The organism is Roseateles sp. GW821-FHT09G09 (assembly GCF_059415965.1).
Genome location: NZ_JBWKOG010000009.1, coordinates 1 through 17765, shown reverse-complemented (window position 1 = coordinate 17765; position 17765 = coordinate 1). Strand labels below are relative to the sequence as shown.

Sequence of the window (17765 nt, the reverse complement as noted above, 5' to 3'; positions counted from 1 at the left end):
ATGTCCGCCGTCTTCGAACTGCGCCCCCTCGATCCTGAAGGCTCCGGCGGCCGGGCAGCGCCCGATGCCGCGGGCCACGTCGAGGTCGCCGCGCCGACCGCAACGCCCTTCTCCGCCAACGAGGCGCCCGCCGGCCCGCCGCTGCTGGAGGTCACCGGCCTGCGCGTCGAGCTGCCCTCTGGCGCCGACATCGTCGACGACATCTCGCTGCGGCTGACCGCAGGACGCGTGCTCGGCCTCGTCGGCGAGTCCGGATCGGGCAAGAGCACGATCGCGCTGGCGCTGCTCGGCCACGCCCGCGACGGCGCGCGCATCGCCGCCGGCAGCGTGCGTGTGGGAGAGACCGAGGTGCTCGGCCTCGCCCCCGACGCACTGCGGCGCCTGCGCGGCCGCGTCGTCGCGCACGTCGCCCAGGACCCGGCGGCGGCGCTCAATCCGCTGCGCCGCATCGGCACGCAGCTGCGCGAGGTGCTGGAGATCCACGAGGCCGCCCTGTCCGTCGACGAGCGCGACGCACGCGTGCGCCAGACGCTGTCCGACGTCGGTCTGCCGGCCGACGCCGAGTTCCTGCGCCGCTTCCCGCACCAGCTGTCCGGCGGACAGCAGCAGCGCGTATTGCTCGCGCTGGCCTTCGTCACGCGGCCGCGCCTGATCGTGATGGACGAGCCGACGACCGCGCTCGACGTCACCACCCAGGCCAAGGTGCTGGAGACCGTGCGCGCGCTGTGCCGGCGGCACGGCGTCGCGGCGGTCTACGTGTCGCACGACCTAGCCGTGGTGCGGCATCTGGCGGACGAGGTCCTGGTGCTCTACGCCGGCCGCGTCGTCGAGCAGGCGCAGCTGCGCGCGCTGTTCGAGTCCCCGCGCCATCCGTACACGCAAGGTCTGCTCGCCGCGATCCCGGATGTGGCCGAACGTCGCGCGCCGAGCCCGATTCCCGGCCACGCGCCGGCCCCTGGCCGTCGGCCCGCCGGCTGCGCCTTCGCCGCACGCTGTCCGCTGGCGGACGGCGATTGCCGCGCGTTGGCGCCTTCGCTCACCACCATCACCAATATCACCCACCTCACCACCGCCACCGCCACCGCCAGCGGCATCGTTGGCGTCGGTGGTGCCAGTGGCTCGCACGCGCTCGCCTGCCACCACCCGGAGGACGGTCCCGCGTTCGTGCGCGCGATTGCGGACGTGACCGCGCCGGTCGCCAGCGACGCCGCGCCGCTGCTGGAGATTGAGCGCCTCAGCGCCTGGTACGGCGAGCGACAGGTGCTCTTCGAAGCCTCGCTGACGCTGGCGCCGGGCGACTGCCTGGCGCTGGTCGGCGAGTCCGGATCGGGCAAGACCACGCTGGCCCGCGCGCTGGCCGGCATCGGCGAGCAGGCGGCCGGCGCGCTCCGCTACGCCGGCGCTCCCCTGCCGCTCAAGGCGCGGCAGCGCCCGGCAGACCAGCGCCGCCAAGTCCAGTACATCTTCCAGAACCCGTACCGCTCGCTGAACCCGCGTCATACCGTCGGTGACACGCTGTCGACGGCCGCGCGCCATTTCTTCGACATCGACGCCGCCGAGGCTCGCCGCCGCGTCGAGCACGTGCTGACGCAGGTCGCGCTGCCGGCGACGACCGCCCAGTCCTACCCCCGTGAGCTGTCCGGCGGCGAGCGCCAGCGCGTGGCCATCGCCCGCGCGCTGATCTGCGAGCCGCGGCTGCTGATCTGCGACGAGATCACCTCGGCCCTCGACGTCTCGGTGCAGTCGACCATCCTGGACCTGCTCGCGCGCCTGCAGCGCGACGGCCTCGCGCTGCTCTTCGTCACGCACGACCTCGGCGTGGTCCGCGCCATCGCGCGCCATGTCGCCGTGCTGCGCCACGGCGTGATCGTGGAACAGGGTCCCGTCGAGCACGTGCTCGACGCGCCCGTCGAGCCCTACACGCGCCAGCTCGTCGTGGACTCGCCCTCGCTGACCGCGGACACGCGCCGGTTGCCGCCTCCGCGCCGCTACCGGTTCTCCACCTGATCGCTTCAACGCCTCCAACAACACCAGGCCCAGCCCGCATGACTGCCCTCACGACTGCCCTCACGACTCCGCCTTCGACCGCCACGTCGCCTGCCTCTTCCTCGTCCGACGCCTCGCCGCCTTCGAGCCTGGCCGTCCCGCGTGCGCGCCGTCTCGCCTCCGAGGCCGAAGCCATCGAGGCCGCCCGCCACGCCGCCGACGCCATCGCCGAGATCTCCGCCGATCCCGCGCAGAACGACCGCCTGCCGTTGCGCCAGGCCGAGATCCTGTCGCAGTCCGGCGTCACCGCGATCTCGCTGCCGAAGGAGCTCGGCGGCCTCGGCGCCTCGGTGAAGACCGTCGTCGAGACGGTGCGCCTGATCTCGGTGGCCGACGGCGGCGTCGGCCAGCTGCTGCAGATCCACAACGTGATGATCCGCGGCGTGGGCGTCGGCTTCGCGCCGGAGATCCGCGACCGCCTGGTCGCCGACATCCTCGACGGCAAGCGCTTCGGCAACGCGCTGGCCGAGGTCGGCGGCAAGAACAAGTTCGATCACAAGACCTTCGCCGAGCGCCAGCCCGACGGCCGGCTGATCCTGCGCGGCAGCAAGTTCTACTCGACCGGCTCCTACCTGGCCGAATGGATCTCGCTGAGCGCCGGCTCCACCGAGGGACCGATCAACGTGCTGCTGCACCGCGACACGCCCGGGCTGGAGCTGCTCGACGACTGGCATGCGTTCGGCCAGCAGCATTCGGTCAGCGGGACCGCGCGCTTCAACGACGTCGTCGTCGACGAGCGCTTCGTGCCGCGTCGCCCGCAGGGTCCCGGCGGCATGCCGCGCACCGGCCTGACCTGGCCGCAGATCCTGCATGCGGCGATCGACACCGGCATCGCGCGCGGCGCGCTCGACGCCGCCGTGCACCACCTGCGGCACAACACGCGGCCCTGGGTCGACGCCGAGGTCGATGCCGCCGCGCAGGAGCCTCACATCATCAAGACGATCGGCGAGTACGCCGTCGCCGTGCGCGCGGCCGAGGCGCTGTTGCGCCACGCCGCCGCGCTCTTCGACGAACATCGCGCCGACCCCGACAGCAAGCCGCTGCAGGACGAGCTGATCCTGGCGGTCGCCTCGGCGCGCGCGGCCTCGGACGACGCGTCGTTGCGGATCTCCAGCGACATGTTCTCGCTGCTCGGCGCCAATTCCAGCCTGACGAAGTGGAACCTCGACCGCTTCTGGCGCAATGCGCGCGTCCACACGACGCATGACCCGATCCGCTGGCGCCTGCATCACGTCGGCAACTACTACCTCAACGGCGTCGATCCGGCCGAGTACGGCGCAGCCCTGCGCGAACGCCGCGCCAACGCCGGCGCCAGCAGCAACTAGTTCCCGCGCGCAGCCTCCCCCGGACTCGGCCGCAGCGCCACCGTCAACGCCTCGTTGAAGGACTCGGTGCCCTTCGCGAAGAAGGCCACCGCCGGCGAGCCGATCGCGCCGCGCTGTACGCCCTCGCTCGAATGACCTGACTTCCCGCCCATCTCCGCCTTCAAGGACTTCTCCATGACCAGACGCCTGTCGCGCCGACCCGCGGGCCGCGCCTTCACTGCTTCATTGCTGCTCGCCAGCGGCGAAGCCGCCTTCGCCCAGGATTCGGCCGACGCCGCCTCCAGCACCTCGGCCGCCTCGGCGACCAGCGGAACGGCTGCCATCGTCGTGCCGTCCGTGCTGGTGACCGGCGCGCGCGCCGAACCCCGCACCGTGCAATCCAGCCCGACACCGGTCGACGTCTTCTCCGCCGACGCGATAGCCGGCGCTGCCCGCCCCGGGCTGCTGGAGACGCTGAACTCGCTGGTGCCGTCCTTCAACCTGCCCAACTGGGTCGGCTTCGGCAACAGCACGCTGGTGCGCGGCGGTCAGTTGCGCGGATTGAACCCGGACCACACGCTGGTGCTGATCAACGGCAAGCGTCGCCACGGCACCGCGCTGCTCGGCGCCGGCGGCTTCGCCGCGTCCGCGCCAGCCGACCTCTCGCTGATCCCGACCGGCGCGATCGAGCGCATCGAGGTGCTGCGCGACGGCGCCTCCGCCCTCTACGGCTCCGACGCGATCGCCGGCGTGATCAACATCATCACGCGCCAGGATCGCGAAGGCGGCAGCGTGCAGGCGCGCGTGGGCGAGTACTACGAAGGCGACGGCCTCACCCAGCAGTACCAGGGCCGCCTCGGCCTGCCGCTGGGCAAGGACGGCCACCTGAGCCTGGCCGCCCAGTACGACAAGCAGCGACCGGTCTTCCGCGACAGCCCGGTGCCATCGACCTTCCTCTTCTACTTCCCGCGCAACGCGTCGGGCCAGCCGATCCTGCCGTCGGGCAGCCTCGCCTCGAATCCGACGCTGCCCGTCGGCGCAACGCCTGACCCTCGCGAAGCCACGCGCAACAGCCACCAGGTCTTCGGCCTGGGCGGTCTGCAGGGCTTCGAGCTCGGCTCGCTGAGCGCCGACGCGGGGCTGGACCTCGGCGCCGGCATCGAGGTCTACGGCCTGGCGACCTACGCCCACCGCAAGGCACGCGCGCCGCAGTACTTCCGCCATCCTTCGCGCGACGAGGTGGTCCGCGCGCTCTACCCGGACGGCTTCACGCCCTTCTCCGGCATCACCGAGAACGACCTCTCCGCCACCGCCGGCGTGCGCGGCGGCGAGGCCACCGGCTGGCGCTGGGACGTCAGCGCCGGCGTCGGCCGCGACGACATCGACACCTACATCTACAACTCCGTCAGCCCGACCTATGGCCTGGCGAGCCAGCGCGATTTCTTCCTCGGCAACCAGACCTACACCGCCTACACGGCCAACGGCGACCTGCGCCGCACGCTCGACCTCGGCGGCCTGGCCGGCGAGCTGTCGCTGGGCACGGAGCTGCGCCAAGAGCGTTTCAAGCGCGGCGTCGGCGACGAGCAGTCCTGGGCGCACGGCGGCCAGCCGGTCCTCGACGGGCCCAACGCCGGCAAACCGCTGGGCAACGGCTTCTCGGGCTCGCAGGCCGACACCGGCAACCGGCCCGAGGACGTCATCAACGCCAAGCGCCACAGCGAGGCAATCTACGCCGGTCTCTCGCTGAAGCCGCTGCGCGACTGGGTCGTCGACACCGCGGTGCGGCGCGAGAAGTTCTCCGACTTCGGCAGCACGACGACCGGCCGGCTGGCGACGCGCTTCGAGATCGCCTCGGGCTTCGCGCTGCGCGGCTCGGTGAGTTCCGGCTTCCACGCGCCGCCGCTGGCCGCGCAGTCGCAGCGCGCCACTGACATCGCCAACGATTACGCCAACCACCAGTTGCGCGTCTCCTCCCCCGAGGCCATCGCGCTCGGCGCCCGGCCGCTCAGGCCGGAGAAGTCCGACAACCTGAGCTTCGGCGTCGTCGCCTCGCCGCTGCAGGACCTGAACGTCGCGGTCGACGTCTACCAGATCAAGGTCAAGGACCGCATCGCCACCTCGACCAGCTTCCGCGAAGCCCTTTACCCCGGCACCGGCGCGCTGGTGCAGGCGGCGGGCCTGGGATTCGCCGACGGCATCAACTACTTCATCAATGCCGCGGACACCCGCACGCGCGGCATCGACGTCACGCTGGACGGCGCGTTGAAGGGCAACGGCTGGGGCCGGCTGCGCTGGTCCGCCGCGCTCAACTACAACGAGACCGTCGTCACCCGCGTCGCCGACACGCCCGCGGTGCTGCAGGCCTACAACGTGCCGGTCTTCAGCGTCGCGCAGCAGAACACGCTGAAGTACCTCGCGCCGCGCGACAAGGAGATCTTCACGCTGAACTGGAGCCGCAACGACTGGTCCGTCCAGACGCGGCTCACGCACTACGGGACGATCAAGCGCGTCGGTTCGCCGGCCGCGATTCCCACGACGGGACCGTGGGCCGGCCAGCGCGAGATCGTCTACGACGTCGGCAATCTCTGGACCACCGACCTCGAGATCGCCTGGAAGCTCACACCCACCGTGCGCCTGGCGCTGACCGCCAACAACCTGTTCGACCGCAAGCCGGCGACCTTGCCGGATCCGCTGCTCAACAAGTTCCAGAGCTACGCCTTCGTCAACAACGGCCCCATCACCGGTGCCGGCGGCTTCTACGCCGTGTCGGCGCGGGTCGATTTCTGATCCCCGTCCGTTCGTCGCTTCCACGATCCGCATTCAACGATCCATCGCCCCACCCACCCTGAGGAGCTCTCCATGCCCATCGAATTCGTCGGCGGCCTCTTTCCGCGCAACCAGCTGGCCCAGCGCGCGGCCAACGCCTCGCCGCACCTGGACCTGACCTACCTGCGCGACCTCGCTCGCGCCCACGAGCACGCCGGTTTCGACCGCGTGCTGATCGCCAACGGCGGCGGCGATCCGCTGTACCTCGCGGCCTTTGCCGCGTCGCACACCGACAAGCTCGGGTTCATGATCGCGCACCGGCCCGGCCTGGTGCCACCGACCGTGGCGGCGCGCGCCTTCGCGACGCTCGACCAGACCACCGGTGGTCGCATCCGGCTGCACACGATCACCGGCCACGCGCCGGAGCCCGGTCACGGCGAACGTCTCTACGACAAGTCCGAGCGCTACGAGCGCGCCGGCGAGTACCTGGACATCGTCCGCCGCGTGTGGACCGAGGACAAGCCGTTCGACTACGAGGGCCGGTTCTATCGGCTCGAAGGCGCGTTCTCGCCGGTCAAGCCGATCCAGCAGCCGCATGTGCCGATCTCGCTGGGCGGATCGTCGGAAGGCGCGTATCGCGTCGCCGTCGAGCACACCGACCTCTACGCGCTGTGGGCGGAGAGTCTGGAGGACACGGCCGCGCGCATCCGCAAGCTGCGCGAGATCGCCGCCGAGGCGAACAAGCCCGCGCCGGGCGTGAGCCTGTCGGTTCGACTGATCATCGGTCCGACTGATGAGCTGGCTTGGCAGAAGGCGCGCGAGATCGAGGCGGCGCTGAAGGCCGGCACCGCGGCGCGTGGGCGCATCGAACAGAGCGGCCTGAGCGGCGGCGCCGAGCGCCAGCTCGCGCTGGCCGCGAAGGGTGAGGTGCATGACAAGGCGCTGTTCCTCGGCACGTCGACGGCGATCGGCGGCGGCACGGACAGCACGTCGCTGGTGGGCACGCCGGACACGATCGTCGAGTCGCTGCTCGCGTATTACGACATCGGCGTCACGACCTTCCTGAACCGGGGCTACGACCCGTTGCCGGATGCGATCGACTATGGGCGCTACATCATCCCCGCCGTGCGCGAGGAGGTGGCGCGTCGCGAGCAGGCCGCGCAACGCAAGGCGGCTTGATCCGCCGTTCCACCTGCGGAGGCTGCTGGCCCTCACCCCCACCCTCTCCCGCAGGCGGGAGAGGGAGTCCGACCGGCTCGACTCGAGGGGCTAGCTCCTCTTGCTCCCGCTCCCGCCTGCGCTGGCCCCTCTTGCTCCCTCTCCCGCCTGCGCTGGCTCCTATTGCTCCCTCTCCCGCTTGCGGGAGAGGGCTGGGGTGAGGGCCAGCGGCCTGGGCAGGCCGCCATCTTGCTCCCTCTCCCGCTTACGCTAGCCCCTCTTGCTCCCTCTCCCGCTTGCGGGAGAGGGCTGGGGTGAGGGCCAGCGGCCCGGGCAGTCCACCAGCGCAATGCCTGCGTGGTGCTTGGCCTGGCGCCGGTTGACGGCAGGTCTGCGCTGAGACGCCGCCGCGCCCGGTTCAGAGCCCTCGGGACGTCGCGTAAGGCGGCACGGTCGCCGCCAGCTCCGCGTGCACAGGATCGTTCTCATCGAACGCCGGCACGTCGAAGCCGTGCTCCAGGTCCAGCAGCGGGAGCAGCGTCCGCGCGATGCGCTGCGCTTCGGGCACCAGCGGCCAGCCCGACAGGATGAACGCCTCCGTGCCTTGCGCGTGGAATTCCTTCAGGCGCTCCGCCACCTGCTCGGTGCTGCCGACGATCCACGTGCCGGCCCACGGATGCAGGATGTCGAAGCCGAAGGGGCTCGGTCCGACCCACACGTTGGGATAGACCTCCAGGTCGCGCAGCGCGGGCAGCTTGCCGGCGCGTAGCGCGGCGATGCGGCGCTGGACCAGCGGGTCGTCGCTGACGACCTCTTCATCGAGCCCCTTGGGTCCGAGGTGTCGCGAAGCCAGCCGCACCGCCGTCTCATGCGAGGTCTGATCGAGGACCCACTGCGCATGCGCCCACGCCTCCTCTTCCGTGTCGCGCACGATGATCTGCAGCCGCGTGCCGAAGCGCAGCTTGCGCCCGTGCGCCGCGGCGCGAGCGCCGACGCGGCGGAACTTGTCGCCCAACCGCGGCGGCGCGTCCGCGAAGCTCAGGTACCAATCCAGCAACTTGGCCGAATGCTCGACGCCGGGCTCTGACGTCCCAGCGCCCCACAGCGGCATCGTCGGCGTCTGCGTCGGCGGCAGCGGATTGCGCAGCGGCACCACCGCGCGCGGGGCGATCTGGATGTACTTGCCCTGGTAGCCGTCGTTGGAGCCCGCGTACAGCTGCTGGAACGCGTCCCAGAACTCGTAGCTGTAGGCATAGCGTTCGTCGTGCGGGATCGGCATGCCCATGCTCTTGAGCCCCGCGTCGTTGCCGTTGACGACGTTGAACAGCAGCCGCCCCTGGCTGAAGCGGTCCACCGTCAGCGCCATCTGCGCCAGCTTCGCGGGCGTGATCAGCCCCGGATGCTGCGCAGTCAGGAAGCGCATGCGCTCCGTGTGCGCGACCAGCAGGCCGGTCAGGCTCAGCGACTCGTGCTGGTCGGTCGCCAGCAGCGCGCCGTAGAAACCGAGCCGGTCGATGTTGCGCGCCTGCGCGATCAGCTGGGCCGGATCGTTCTGCCACGCATGCGCGCGTTCCCACGGCACCGGGCCATCGGGGCTGCTGATGTACCAAAGAATCTTGATGCCCATGGGGCGCTCCTTCTGAATTCGGAATCGAACCCGCGGACCGTCTGCAAGAGACATGCCGGAGCGCGACGCCCCCGGCCACCGGGCTCGACGCGGTCCCCCAGGCCACGCCCCGGTGAGGCCCTGCGCAACGCTGCGCAGCGCTGGCCCGACAGCAGCACACCGCTGCTGCGATGGCAACAGACCGCCTGGTCACGTCATGCGACGAATCCTGAAATGCTTATCGGATCGGAGGGAATGGCGTGTTCATCGGCCTTCCAAGGCCTTCCGATGCATTGAACGAGCTGGCACGAATGCTGCGAAGGGACGGTTCTCCCTGCCACTCCACCCACGTTCGAGGTCATGAAGACAGCCATCCGCCGCTCCACGTCGCCTTCCCGTTTCCTGCCGATCACCGCCGTCGGAATGGCTTGTGGACTGCTGTGCGCGAACGGCTTCGCACAGACCGTCGCCGCGGCTTCTCCGGCCCCGGCCGAAGTGGCCTCGCCGGAGCCCGCCGGCGGCGGCTCCCGCGCGCAGCGCATCGAGTCCGTCAGCATCAACGGCAAGCGTGCCGGCTCCGTGCTGCCGGATCGGCCGAGCGGCTCGGTCGACGGCCTCGACGCCGCCGTCGTCGACGTGCCCCGCTCGGTCTTCCAGATCGACGAGCAGCAGCTCCGCCGGGAGCCGCTGCGCAACGCCGACGACCTCGTCCGCTACGCCCCGGGCATCACCCGCAACGGCGGCCAGAACGTCTCGATCGCGCCGCTGATCCGCGGCCAGGCCTCGGAGCTCTTCCAGGATGGTCAGCGGACCTACAACGTCCGCCACCCGTTCAACACCAATGCCTTCGAAGGCGTCGACATCGTCGCCGGCCCGCCCTCGCAGGTCTTCGGGCCCAGCAGCCGCAGCGGCGGCTACGCCAACTACCTCGCCAAGAAACCGGACTTCAGCACCCAGCGCACCACGCTCAGCGGCAGCTACGGCAGCTGGAGCACGGGCAAGCTGACGCTCGATACCACCGGCCCGGTCAGCGACACCCTCGCCTACCGCGTCAGCCTCACGCCGCAGCGGGCCGACGACTACTACGACGGCGTCAGCAACAACTACAACGCGTTCTACGGTGCGCTCGCGTGGAAACCGACGAGCAAGGTGCGCGTCGACTGGAACCTCGCGTACGACGACTACTACGACTTCAACGTGATCCACGGCTGGAACCGCGCGACGCAGGACTCCGTCGACAGCGGCCAGTACTGGGGCGGCCGCGCGACGCCCATCGTCGCGCAGACCGTCGGCACCACGACCCGCTACTACTCGCCGGTCTACGCCTCAGGCGCCTACAACAGCGCCATCACCGGCTGGGTCGAGCGCACCCCCAATGCGAAGAACCAGTTCATCGCCGGTCCGCTGCTGACTGGCCCGCAGTTGCCGTCCTTCCTGACCAGCGCCACCAACCCGGGCACCGTCCGCGGCTGGGTCTACGACCCGACGACGCCGGGGAACGGAGCGACCTCGATCTCGCGCTCCGACTTCTCCAACCCCAACGACAAGAACACGGCCAAGCGCGCGACCTCGCAGTTGCGCGTCGTGGCCGAGCTCTCCTCATCCTGGTCGCTGGCCAACAGCACGCTGTTCCAGTACTCGAAGGACACCGGCGACTCGGTCGGCAGCTTCTTCACGCAGTTCAGCGACCACCTGCTGGACAACCGCACCGAGCTGCGCGGGCGCCACCACTTCGAGCTGGGCGGCGTCGGCATCGACCTGCAGAGCAATACCGGCGTGTCGCTGCGGCGCGAGAGCTTCACCACGCTCGCGGCCAACAACAGCTTCTTCACCGCGCCCTATGACCTGACCGCGCCGCTGGGCCTCAAGACGCCGGCAACGATCTACGGCCTGCCGGTGCCGGCGGGCTCCGGCTCGTGGATAGGCACTGCGGGCGTGCCGCAGCAGACGTCCTTCGGCCACCTCAACCTGCCCAGGATGTACCCCGTCGCCAACGGCCTCTACGCCGAGGCGGGTGGCTCCGCCACCGTCGGCGGCGCGACCTACACCGCCCGCGGCGACTGGACCAACACCGGCGTCTTCACCCAGCTCAACACGCTGGTGGACGGCCGCTTCGGCCTCAACGTCGGGCTCAGCGCGACGAAGGTCGACGCCCACATCGAGAACCCGCTCGCCGCCACCGCCGCGCAGGTCGCGTCCGACGACCGCGGCACCTGGCTGCCCGCCGCGCAGGTCAACCTGCTGTGGAAACCCACCGACCAGAGCACGATCTACGCGACCGTCGACCGCTCCTACGCGATCAACACCGGCGGCTTCGCCGACGTGCTGACCTGGGGGTCGAACAACCAGCTCAATCCACTGGCCTTCCGCAGCCTGTCCAACCTGCGCGAGGTCGGGGCCAAGGCGGACCTGATCCCCGGCCGCCTGTTCGCCTCGCTGGCGTACTACAAGGCCGAGCGCGACTTGTCGCCCGCGCCGGACGGTTCGATCGCGCGGCTGCGCATCCACGGGACCGAGGCCGCGATCCGCGCGCAGCTGTCGAGTCAGCTCTCCGCCGGCCTCAACGCCAGCGCCATCAACGCGCGCTACGACTTCGTCAGCTTCGGCTCGGGCGGGTTCTTCTCGCCGTGGGGTTTCGTCGCCGACAACGCCACCGTCTTCGGCGACGGCAACGTGCTCAACAAGCGCCCCGCGCCGGGATCGCTGCAGGCGCCGGGCATTCCGAAGCATTCGGCTTCCGGCTTCGTCGACTACCAGTTCGACAACGGCCTGGGCACGCAGCTCTCGGCCTGGTGGACCAGCGCCTGGTACACGAGCATCACGCAGACGGTGAAGGTGCCGGCCGAGCATGCGGTCGACTGGACGCTCTACTACCGCCAGCCGCGCTACGAGCTCAGCCTCACGGTCCGCAACCTGACCAACGAGAAGAACTTCAGCGCCGGACTGACCGGAACGACCAACGAGTTCCTGGTGCCCAGCCCCTCGCGCAGCGCGCAGGTCAGCGTGGCCTATCACTTCTGAGGAGCCCGGCATGGACGACCACGACCTGTCCCGCCGCCAGCTGCTGGCCCGTGCGATCGCGCTGGGCGGCTGGTCCGGCATCGGCGCGATCGGGCTGAGCGGCTGCGGCGATGCGCGCTCCGGCGGCGCGGGTGCCGCTTCGGCTTCAGCAGACGCGGGCGGCAACGCCGCGGCCAACGCGACCGCTGGCACGGCGGCCAACGCGCCCGCGATCAGCGCCTCGGGCCCGACCGGCGCGCCGCGTCGCGGCGGCCGCCTGCGCCTGGGCGTCATCGACGGCAGCCAGGCCGGCAACCTCGACGCGCACAAGCCGACGGCGGGCGCCTCGACGCTGCGCGGCTTCGCGCTCTACAGCAAGCTGTGGGAGTGGAGCGCCGACATGGCGCCCGAGCCCGCGCTCGCTGAATCGGCCGAGGTCTCGCCCGACGCGAAGACCTGGACGATCCGGCTGCGCAAGGGCCTGGAGTTCCACCACGGCAAGACGATCACCGCCGACGACGTGATCTTCTCGATCCGCCGATTGACCGATCCGCAGCTGGCCTCGCCGTACGCGGGCCTGGTCTCGGTCGTCGACCGCGACGCGCTGAAGAAGCTGGACGACCGCACCGTGCGCGTCACCTTCCGCGAGAACCGAGGCTACGTGCCGCTGGCCGACGCCTGGGTCAACTTCGGCGGCATCGTGCCGACCGACTACGACCCGACGAAGCCGGTCGGCGCGGGACCGTTCAAGCTCAAGGAGTTCATCCCCGGCCAGCGCTCGCTGTTCACGCGCTTCGAGAACTACTTCAAACCCGGCCGGCCGTATCCCGACGAGCTGGAGATCATCGACTTCAAGGACCAGACCTCGCGCCTGCAGGCGCTGCAGAACGGCCAGGTCGACGTGGTCAACGCGATCTCGCCGGAACAGCTGCCGTTGCTCGGCCGGTCGTCGGGCTTGCGCACGGTGATCTCGGAGACCAACTACTGGCAGTCCTTCGACATGAACGTCGAGCTCGCGCCGTTCAACGACGTGCGCGTGCGGCAGGCCTTCCGGCTGATCGCCGACCGGCAGGCGCTGGTGGACCGGGCGCTCAACGGCCAGGGCCGCATCGCCAACGACCTGTACGCGCCGCAGGACCCGACCTTCGACCACTCGATCCCGCAGCGTCGGCAAGACCTGGCGCAGGCCCGCGCACTGCTGGCCGCGGCGGGGCATGCCGCGCTCAGCGTCGAGCTGGTGACGACGGCCGCCGGCGCGCGCGCGGCGCTCGTCTTCGCCGAGCAGGCCAAGCTGGCCGGCGTGCGCATCGACGTCAAGCAGGTGGACGCCGCCACCTTCGCCGGACCGCGCCGCACCAGTTGGCCTTTGAGCACCGGCGGATCGCTGGGCCACGCGTGGCTGGTGTCCGCGCTGCACGCGGACGGCCCGCAGGCGGTGGTCAACAAGACGCGCTTCCGCGATGCCCGCTTCACCGAGCTGGTCACCGCCGCGATGCAGCAGCCCGATCCCGTCAAGCGCGCGCCGCTGGTGCACGAGGCGCAACGCATCCAGTACGAGCGCGGCAGCCTGCTCATCTGGGGCTTCGCCAACACGCTGGACGCGGCGAGCACGCGCGTCGGCGGCCTCGAGCCGGAGCACACGCACTTCCCGACCTGGCGCTTCGACAAGCTGTGGCTGGCATGAGCAACGCCCACCGACCCGCATTACCGCCTCTTTCGCCCCGTACTTCGCTCCTCCGATCTCCATGAAGAAAGCGACTTCACCATGACCCGCATCGTCGCCCTCAGCGGCAGCCTGAGCCGTCCCTCGCGCACGCGCGGCCTCGTCACCGCGATCGCCGAGCGCGTCGCCGACGGTCGACCCGCCGGGACCGATGTCCGCATCGACGTCGTCGACATCGCCGAACTGGCGCCCGCGCTGGCCGGCGTCACCAGCTTCGAGCGCCTGCCTGCGCCGGTGGCCGCGGCGCAGGAGCTGCTGACGCAGGCCGACGTCGTCGTGTTTGGCTCGCCGGTCTACAAAGGCTCCTACAGCGGGCTGTTCAAGCATTTCATCGACCTGCTCGATCCGACGCGGCTGCGCGGCAAGGTCGCAGTGCTCGCCGCCACCGGCGGCAGCGACCGCCACGCGCTGGTGCTGGAGCACCAGTGGCGGCCGCTGGCCAGCTTCCTGGAGCTGCACACCGTGCCCGCCGGCGTCTACGTGCGCGACAGCGAGTTCGAGCAGTACCAGCTCGCCGCCGACCGCGTCGCCAGCCAGGCGCGCATCGAGCTGGCCGCGGCGCAGGCGCGTGCGCTGCTGGGCTGGCCCGCCCTCAACGTCGCCACCGTGGCGCTCGCCGCCTGATTCATCGTCCACCCGTTCTCCGAAAGGAACCGCATGTCCACCGTCATCGAACCTTCGACCGCCGCGCCCGCCACCGACGCACCGCCGCCGCTGAGCGCCGCGGCGCAGGAGTTCGTCGCCCAGGTGAAGCAGCAGGCCGCCGTCATCTTCGAGGCCTACCGCGACACCGGCACGATCACCGCCTTCGGCACGGTCGGCTTCATCGAGCGCATCCCGGGCGAGGACAAGCTCGTCTCGGTGAACTACCCGGGGCCGTTCGACCGGAACAGGCCGCTGACCGCGACCGTGACCGGCTTCGACGGCACGGTCTACGTCGGCGCCGCCGCCAAGGCCGGACAGGGGCGCTACACCAAGCTGTTCATCGAGCATCCGGAGATCACGACGATCTCGCACGTGCACGCGCCCTACCTCGGCGCCTGGGCGCAGACGCACCGCACGCTGCCGATCCGCTACGTGCCGGTGCAGCGCCACCAGCTGTTCCGCGAGCTGCCGGTCTACATCGACCGCCGCCAGCAGGAAGTCGACTTCATCCTCGACCGCCTGCGCGAGAACCCGCATGTCTCCGCGATCCTGGAGGCCAACGGCGGCGCCACCGTCTGGGGCCGCAAGGGCCTGCGCGACACGGCGGAGTTCATCCTGCTGCTGGAGGAAGGCGCGCAGATCCAGGCGCTGGCCGAAGCGCTGGGCGGTTCGCGCGACCTCGGCCCCGGCGTGCTGAAGCAGCAGTGGAAGATGGGCAAGCTCTACGAGCGCGCCCAGGAACTGCACCTGCTGCGCGACACGGACCTGTGATCCGGACCGCCGCCACGCCGAAGACGGCGACGATGACCGCCGGCCGCATATGCAACGAGGCAAAACTTCGTTCCTGCGCGGGGGCGGGCTTCCTAGCATGGGCCTCCACCGACGCCATCTCCAGGAGCAAGCCCGACCATGCCACCCAGCGACGCCAACGACACCGGGCTGTTGACCCTGGACAGCGCCTCGGCCGGGCCGTTGTCGATCCGGGCGCGCTCGCTGGCCTTCGTCGATCCGGCGTCTCAGGCGGTGCTGCAGCTGATCGAGCGGGTCGCGCCGAGCGGCGCGCCGGTGATGATCGGCGGGGACTCGGGGACGGGCAAGGAGCTGATCGCGCGGCACATCCACACGCTGAGCGGGCGGAACGGTCCGTTCCTGGCGATCAACTGCGGCGCGATCACCGAGCACCTGGCGGAGAGCGAGCTCTTCGGCCACGAGGCGGGCGCCTTCACCGGCGCGCAGGGCCGGCGCGAGGGCTGGTTCGAGGCCGCGCATCGCGGCACGCTGTTCCTCGACGAGATCGGCGACCTGCCGCTGTCGCTGCAGGTCAAGCTGCTGCGCGTGCTGCAGGAACGCGAGGTGGTGCGGCTCGGCTCGCGCAAGCCGATCCCGGTCGATGTCCGGCTCGTCACGGCGACCAACGTCGACCTGGGCGAGGCGGTGTCGGCGGGGCATTTCCGGCTCGACCTCTTCTACCGGCTCAACATCGTGCAGGTGCGGCTGCCGCCGCTGCGCGAGCGCATCGGCGACATCGGGCCGCTGGCGCGCCATTTCCTGTCGCTCTACAGCAAGCGGCTCGGCCTGCCCGAGCCGCGGCTGGGCGACGCGGCCCTGCGCGCGCTGCAGGCCTACGACTGGCCCGGCAACATCCGCGAGCTGGAGAACGTCATCCACTTCGCGCTGCTGGTCGCGTCCGAGCAGGAGATCCGGCCCGAGCATCTGAAGCTCGCCGGTCAGCCGACGCGGCGGCATGCCCCGGCCGAGCCCTCGCCGTCGGCTCCGCCGCATTCGCTGCACGCGTTGCCGACGTCGATCGCCCCCACACCGCAGGGCGCGAGCTTCCCGCAGGCCTCCGCCACCGCGCCGGAACCACCGCCCGCCTTGCTCCGCCGCGCCGTGCAGGCGCTGCTGGAGTCGCCGCCCAAGTCGCTGTTCAACGAGGTCGAGCGTCTGCTCGTCGAGGAGAGCTACCGCGTCAGCGGTCGCAACCAGGTGCGGGCCGGCGCGCTGCTGGGCGTGTCGCGCAATGTCATGCGCACGCTGCTGAAGCGGCATGGATTGATCGGGGACGGCACGAGCCCCGAGGAGACGGAAGAAGCGGAAGAGACGGAAGAGGCGGACGAGGCGGAGACCTCCAACGACCACGTGCTCACCCACGGACAGGGTCAGGCAGAGGAAGCCTGAGCCTGGCCGCACGGTCCGGGACATCGACGACGCGCGCGCGATCGCGCTGCGCGCCCGGGCCAACCCCCACAACCAGAACATCGCATCGCCCATGAGCCCTGTGCCCGACATCCTGTGGTACACCCGCACGCCCAATCCGACGCCGCTGGGACTGGCCTCCCAGCTCGGCTGGTTCCACGACGAGTTCCGCGCCGACGGCATCAAGATCTTCACGCTGGAGGAGACGCCGGATCCGGTGCTGCGCCAGTCGCGCAACGACCACCACCTGCCCAACTCCTTCCGCCAGGGCGGCAACGTGCCGGCGATCTGGGCGCGCTCGCAGGGCGCGGCCAGCCGCGTCATCGGGCTGAACTGGCTCGACGAATACCAGGGCATCGTGAGCCGTCCCGGCAGCGGCGTGATCGAGCCGCGCGACCTGCGCGGCCGCCGCATCGGCCTGCCGCTGTACAGCAACCGGATCGAGAGCCGGCGCTCGGAGGCGCTGCATGGCTTCCTCGTCGCGCTGGACCTGGCGGGCCTGTCGCTGAGCCAGGTGGAGGTGGTCGACGTGCCGGTCGAGCCGGTCGCCGCGCCCGGCGCCGCCTCGCCGGGTTCGCCGGGCTCGCCGGGCCCGTCGAGCGCGGACGGCCCGTTGCCGGGCTCCCAGCTGCTCAGCTCGCAGACCGAGTACGAGCTGCTGGTCGCGGCGTTGCAGCGCCGCGACGTGGACGCGATCTACCTGAAGGGGGATCGCGGGCTGGAGCTCACGCATGAGACGGGCGCGCACGTGGTGTTCGACATCAGCCGGGATCCGGATCCGCTGGTGCGCGCGCACAACGGGACGCCGCGGCCGATCACCGTGCACCAGTCGCTGCTGGACCGTCATCCGGACATCGTGGCGCGCTTCCTGGCGCGCATCGTCGCGGTGAGCGACTGGGCGGCCAAGCATCCGTACGAGACGCTGGCCTACATCAGCCGCGAGACCGGCGGCAAGGTGCCGTGGGTCAAGCGCGCCTACGGCGACGACCTGCCGCGCCGGCAGACGACGGACCTCGCGGACACGGCGGTCGCCGCGCTGGAGGTGCAGAAGAAGTTCCTGCTGAAGTGGGGCTTCATCCAGACGGACTTCGACATCGGCGCGTGGATCGACCCGGCGCCGCTGGCCGCCGCCAGGCGACTGCTGAGCGAGGCGGCGGTGCAGGCGCTGTAGGTCAGTCTCCCGCAAGCGGGAGAAGAATCAACAAGGGGGTTCAGGAGTGCCACCGCCGCTGGCCCTCACCCCGGCCCTTGTATGTAGCAAAGTACGCCCAGGCCGCCACAGGCCGACCAGCCCAGGGTAGGCGCTTCGGCGCCATGCCGA

12 protein-coding genes are annotated in these 17765 nt (G+C 70.7%); 10 read left to right on the top strand and 2 right to left on the bottom strand.

All coding sequences use genetic code 11. The features are described 5' to 3' along the window. Both AC07O8_RS22445 and AC07O8_RS22440 read left to right on the top strand, forming a co-directional pair. Nucleotides 1-2007 carry a dipeptide ABC transporter ATP-binding protein gene (locus tag AC07O8_RS22445; protein ID WP_495050154.1) on the top strand — a complete coding sequence of 669 codons (2007 nt, stop codon included), beginning with the start codon at nucleotides 1-3 and terminating at the stop codon, nucleotides 2005-2007. 38 nt (nucleotides 2008-2045) lie between these two features. After that, nucleotides 2046-3371 carry an acyl-CoA dehydrogenase family protein gene (locus AC07O8_RS22440; protein ID WP_495050153.1) on the top strand — a complete coding sequence of 442 codons (1326 nt, stop codon included), beginning with the start codon at nucleotides 2046-2048 and terminating at the stop codon, nucleotides 3369-3371. Here the strand turns inward: AC07O8_RS22440 and AC07O8_RS22435 are convergent. Beyond that, nucleotides 3368-3547 carry a hypothetical protein gene (locus tag AC07O8_RS22435; RefSeq protein WP_495050152.1) on the bottom strand — a complete coding sequence of 60 codons (180 nt, stop codon included), beginning with the start codon at nucleotides 3545-3547 and terminating at the stop codon, nucleotides 3368-3370. The two genes, AC07O8_RS22440 and AC07O8_RS22435, sit on opposite strands and share 4 nt — an antisense overlap. On the opposite strand from AC07O8_RS22435, the gene AC07O8_RS22430 reads away from it, so the two are divergent. Beyond that, nucleotides 3546-6137: a TonB-dependent receptor plug domain-containing protein gene (locus tag AC07O8_RS22430; RefSeq protein WP_495050151.1), complete on the top strand. Its 2592-nt coding sequence runs from the start codon at nucleotides 3546-3548 to the stop codon at nucleotides 6135-6137. The genes AC07O8_RS22435 and AC07O8_RS22430 overlap by 2 nt on opposite strands. 72 nt (nucleotides 6138-6209) lie before the next feature. After that, nucleotides 6210-7295 carry an LLM class flavin-dependent oxidoreductase gene (locus AC07O8_RS22425; protein WP_495050150.1) on the top strand — a complete coding sequence of 362 codons (1086 nt, stop codon included), beginning with the start codon at nucleotides 6210-6212 and terminating at the stop codon, nucleotides 7293-7295. 397 nt (nucleotides 7296-7692) lie between these two features. On the opposite strand, the gene AC07O8_RS22420 is transcribed toward AC07O8_RS22425, so the two are convergent. Continuing rightward, on the bottom strand, nucleotides 7693-8901 hold the full coding sequence (locus tag AC07O8_RS22420) for an LLM class flavin-dependent oxidoreductase (RefSeq protein ID WP_495050149.1): 1209 nt from the start codon (nucleotides 8899-8901) through the stop codon (nucleotides 7693-7695). A 339-nt stretch (nucleotides 8902-9240) separates the two neighbouring features. Here AC07O8_RS22420 and AC07O8_RS22415 point away from each other — a divergent pair, with 339 nt between their 5' ends. From AC07O8_RS22415 to AC07O8_RS22390, 6 genes are all read left to right on the top strand, one after another. Next, nucleotides 9241-11901, top strand: coding sequence for a TonB-dependent receptor (locus AC07O8_RS22415; protein WP_495050148.1), 2661 nt, complete (start codon nucleotides 9241-9243; stop codon nucleotides 11899-11901). A gap of 10 nt (nucleotides 11902-11911) precedes the next feature. Further along, entirely contained in the window at nucleotides 11912-13564 is a 1653-nt protein-coding gene (locus AC07O8_RS22410) for an ABC transporter substrate-binding protein (RefSeq protein WP_495050147.1), read from the top strand. A gap of 81 nt (nucleotides 13565-13645) precedes the next feature. Then, entirely contained in the window at nucleotides 13646-14227 is a 582-nt protein-coding gene (locus AC07O8_RS22405; RefSeq protein WP_495050146.1) for an NAD(P)H-dependent oxidoreductase, read from the top strand. Between the two features lie 33 nt (nucleotides 14228-14260). Further along, nucleotides 14261-15019, top strand: a complete 759-nt coding sequence (locus tag AC07O8_RS22400; protein WP_495050145.1) for a class II aldolase/adducin family protein — start codon at nucleotides 14261-14263, stop codon at nucleotides 15017-15019. 138 nt (nucleotides 15020-15157) lie between these two features. Continuing rightward, complete coding sequence (locus AC07O8_RS22395; RefSeq protein WP_495050144.1) at nucleotides 15158-16426, top strand: sigma-54 interaction domain-containing protein; 1269 nt, start codon at nucleotides 15158-15160, stop codon at nucleotides 16424-16426. Nucleotides 16427-16517: 91 nt separating this feature from the next. Next, a complete protein-coding gene (locus AC07O8_RS22390) occupies nucleotides 16518-17615 on the top strand; it encodes an ABC transporter substrate-binding protein (RefSeq protein ID WP_495050143.1) in 1098 nt (365 codons plus the stop codon). Nucleotides 17616-17765: the final 150 nt, after the last annotated feature.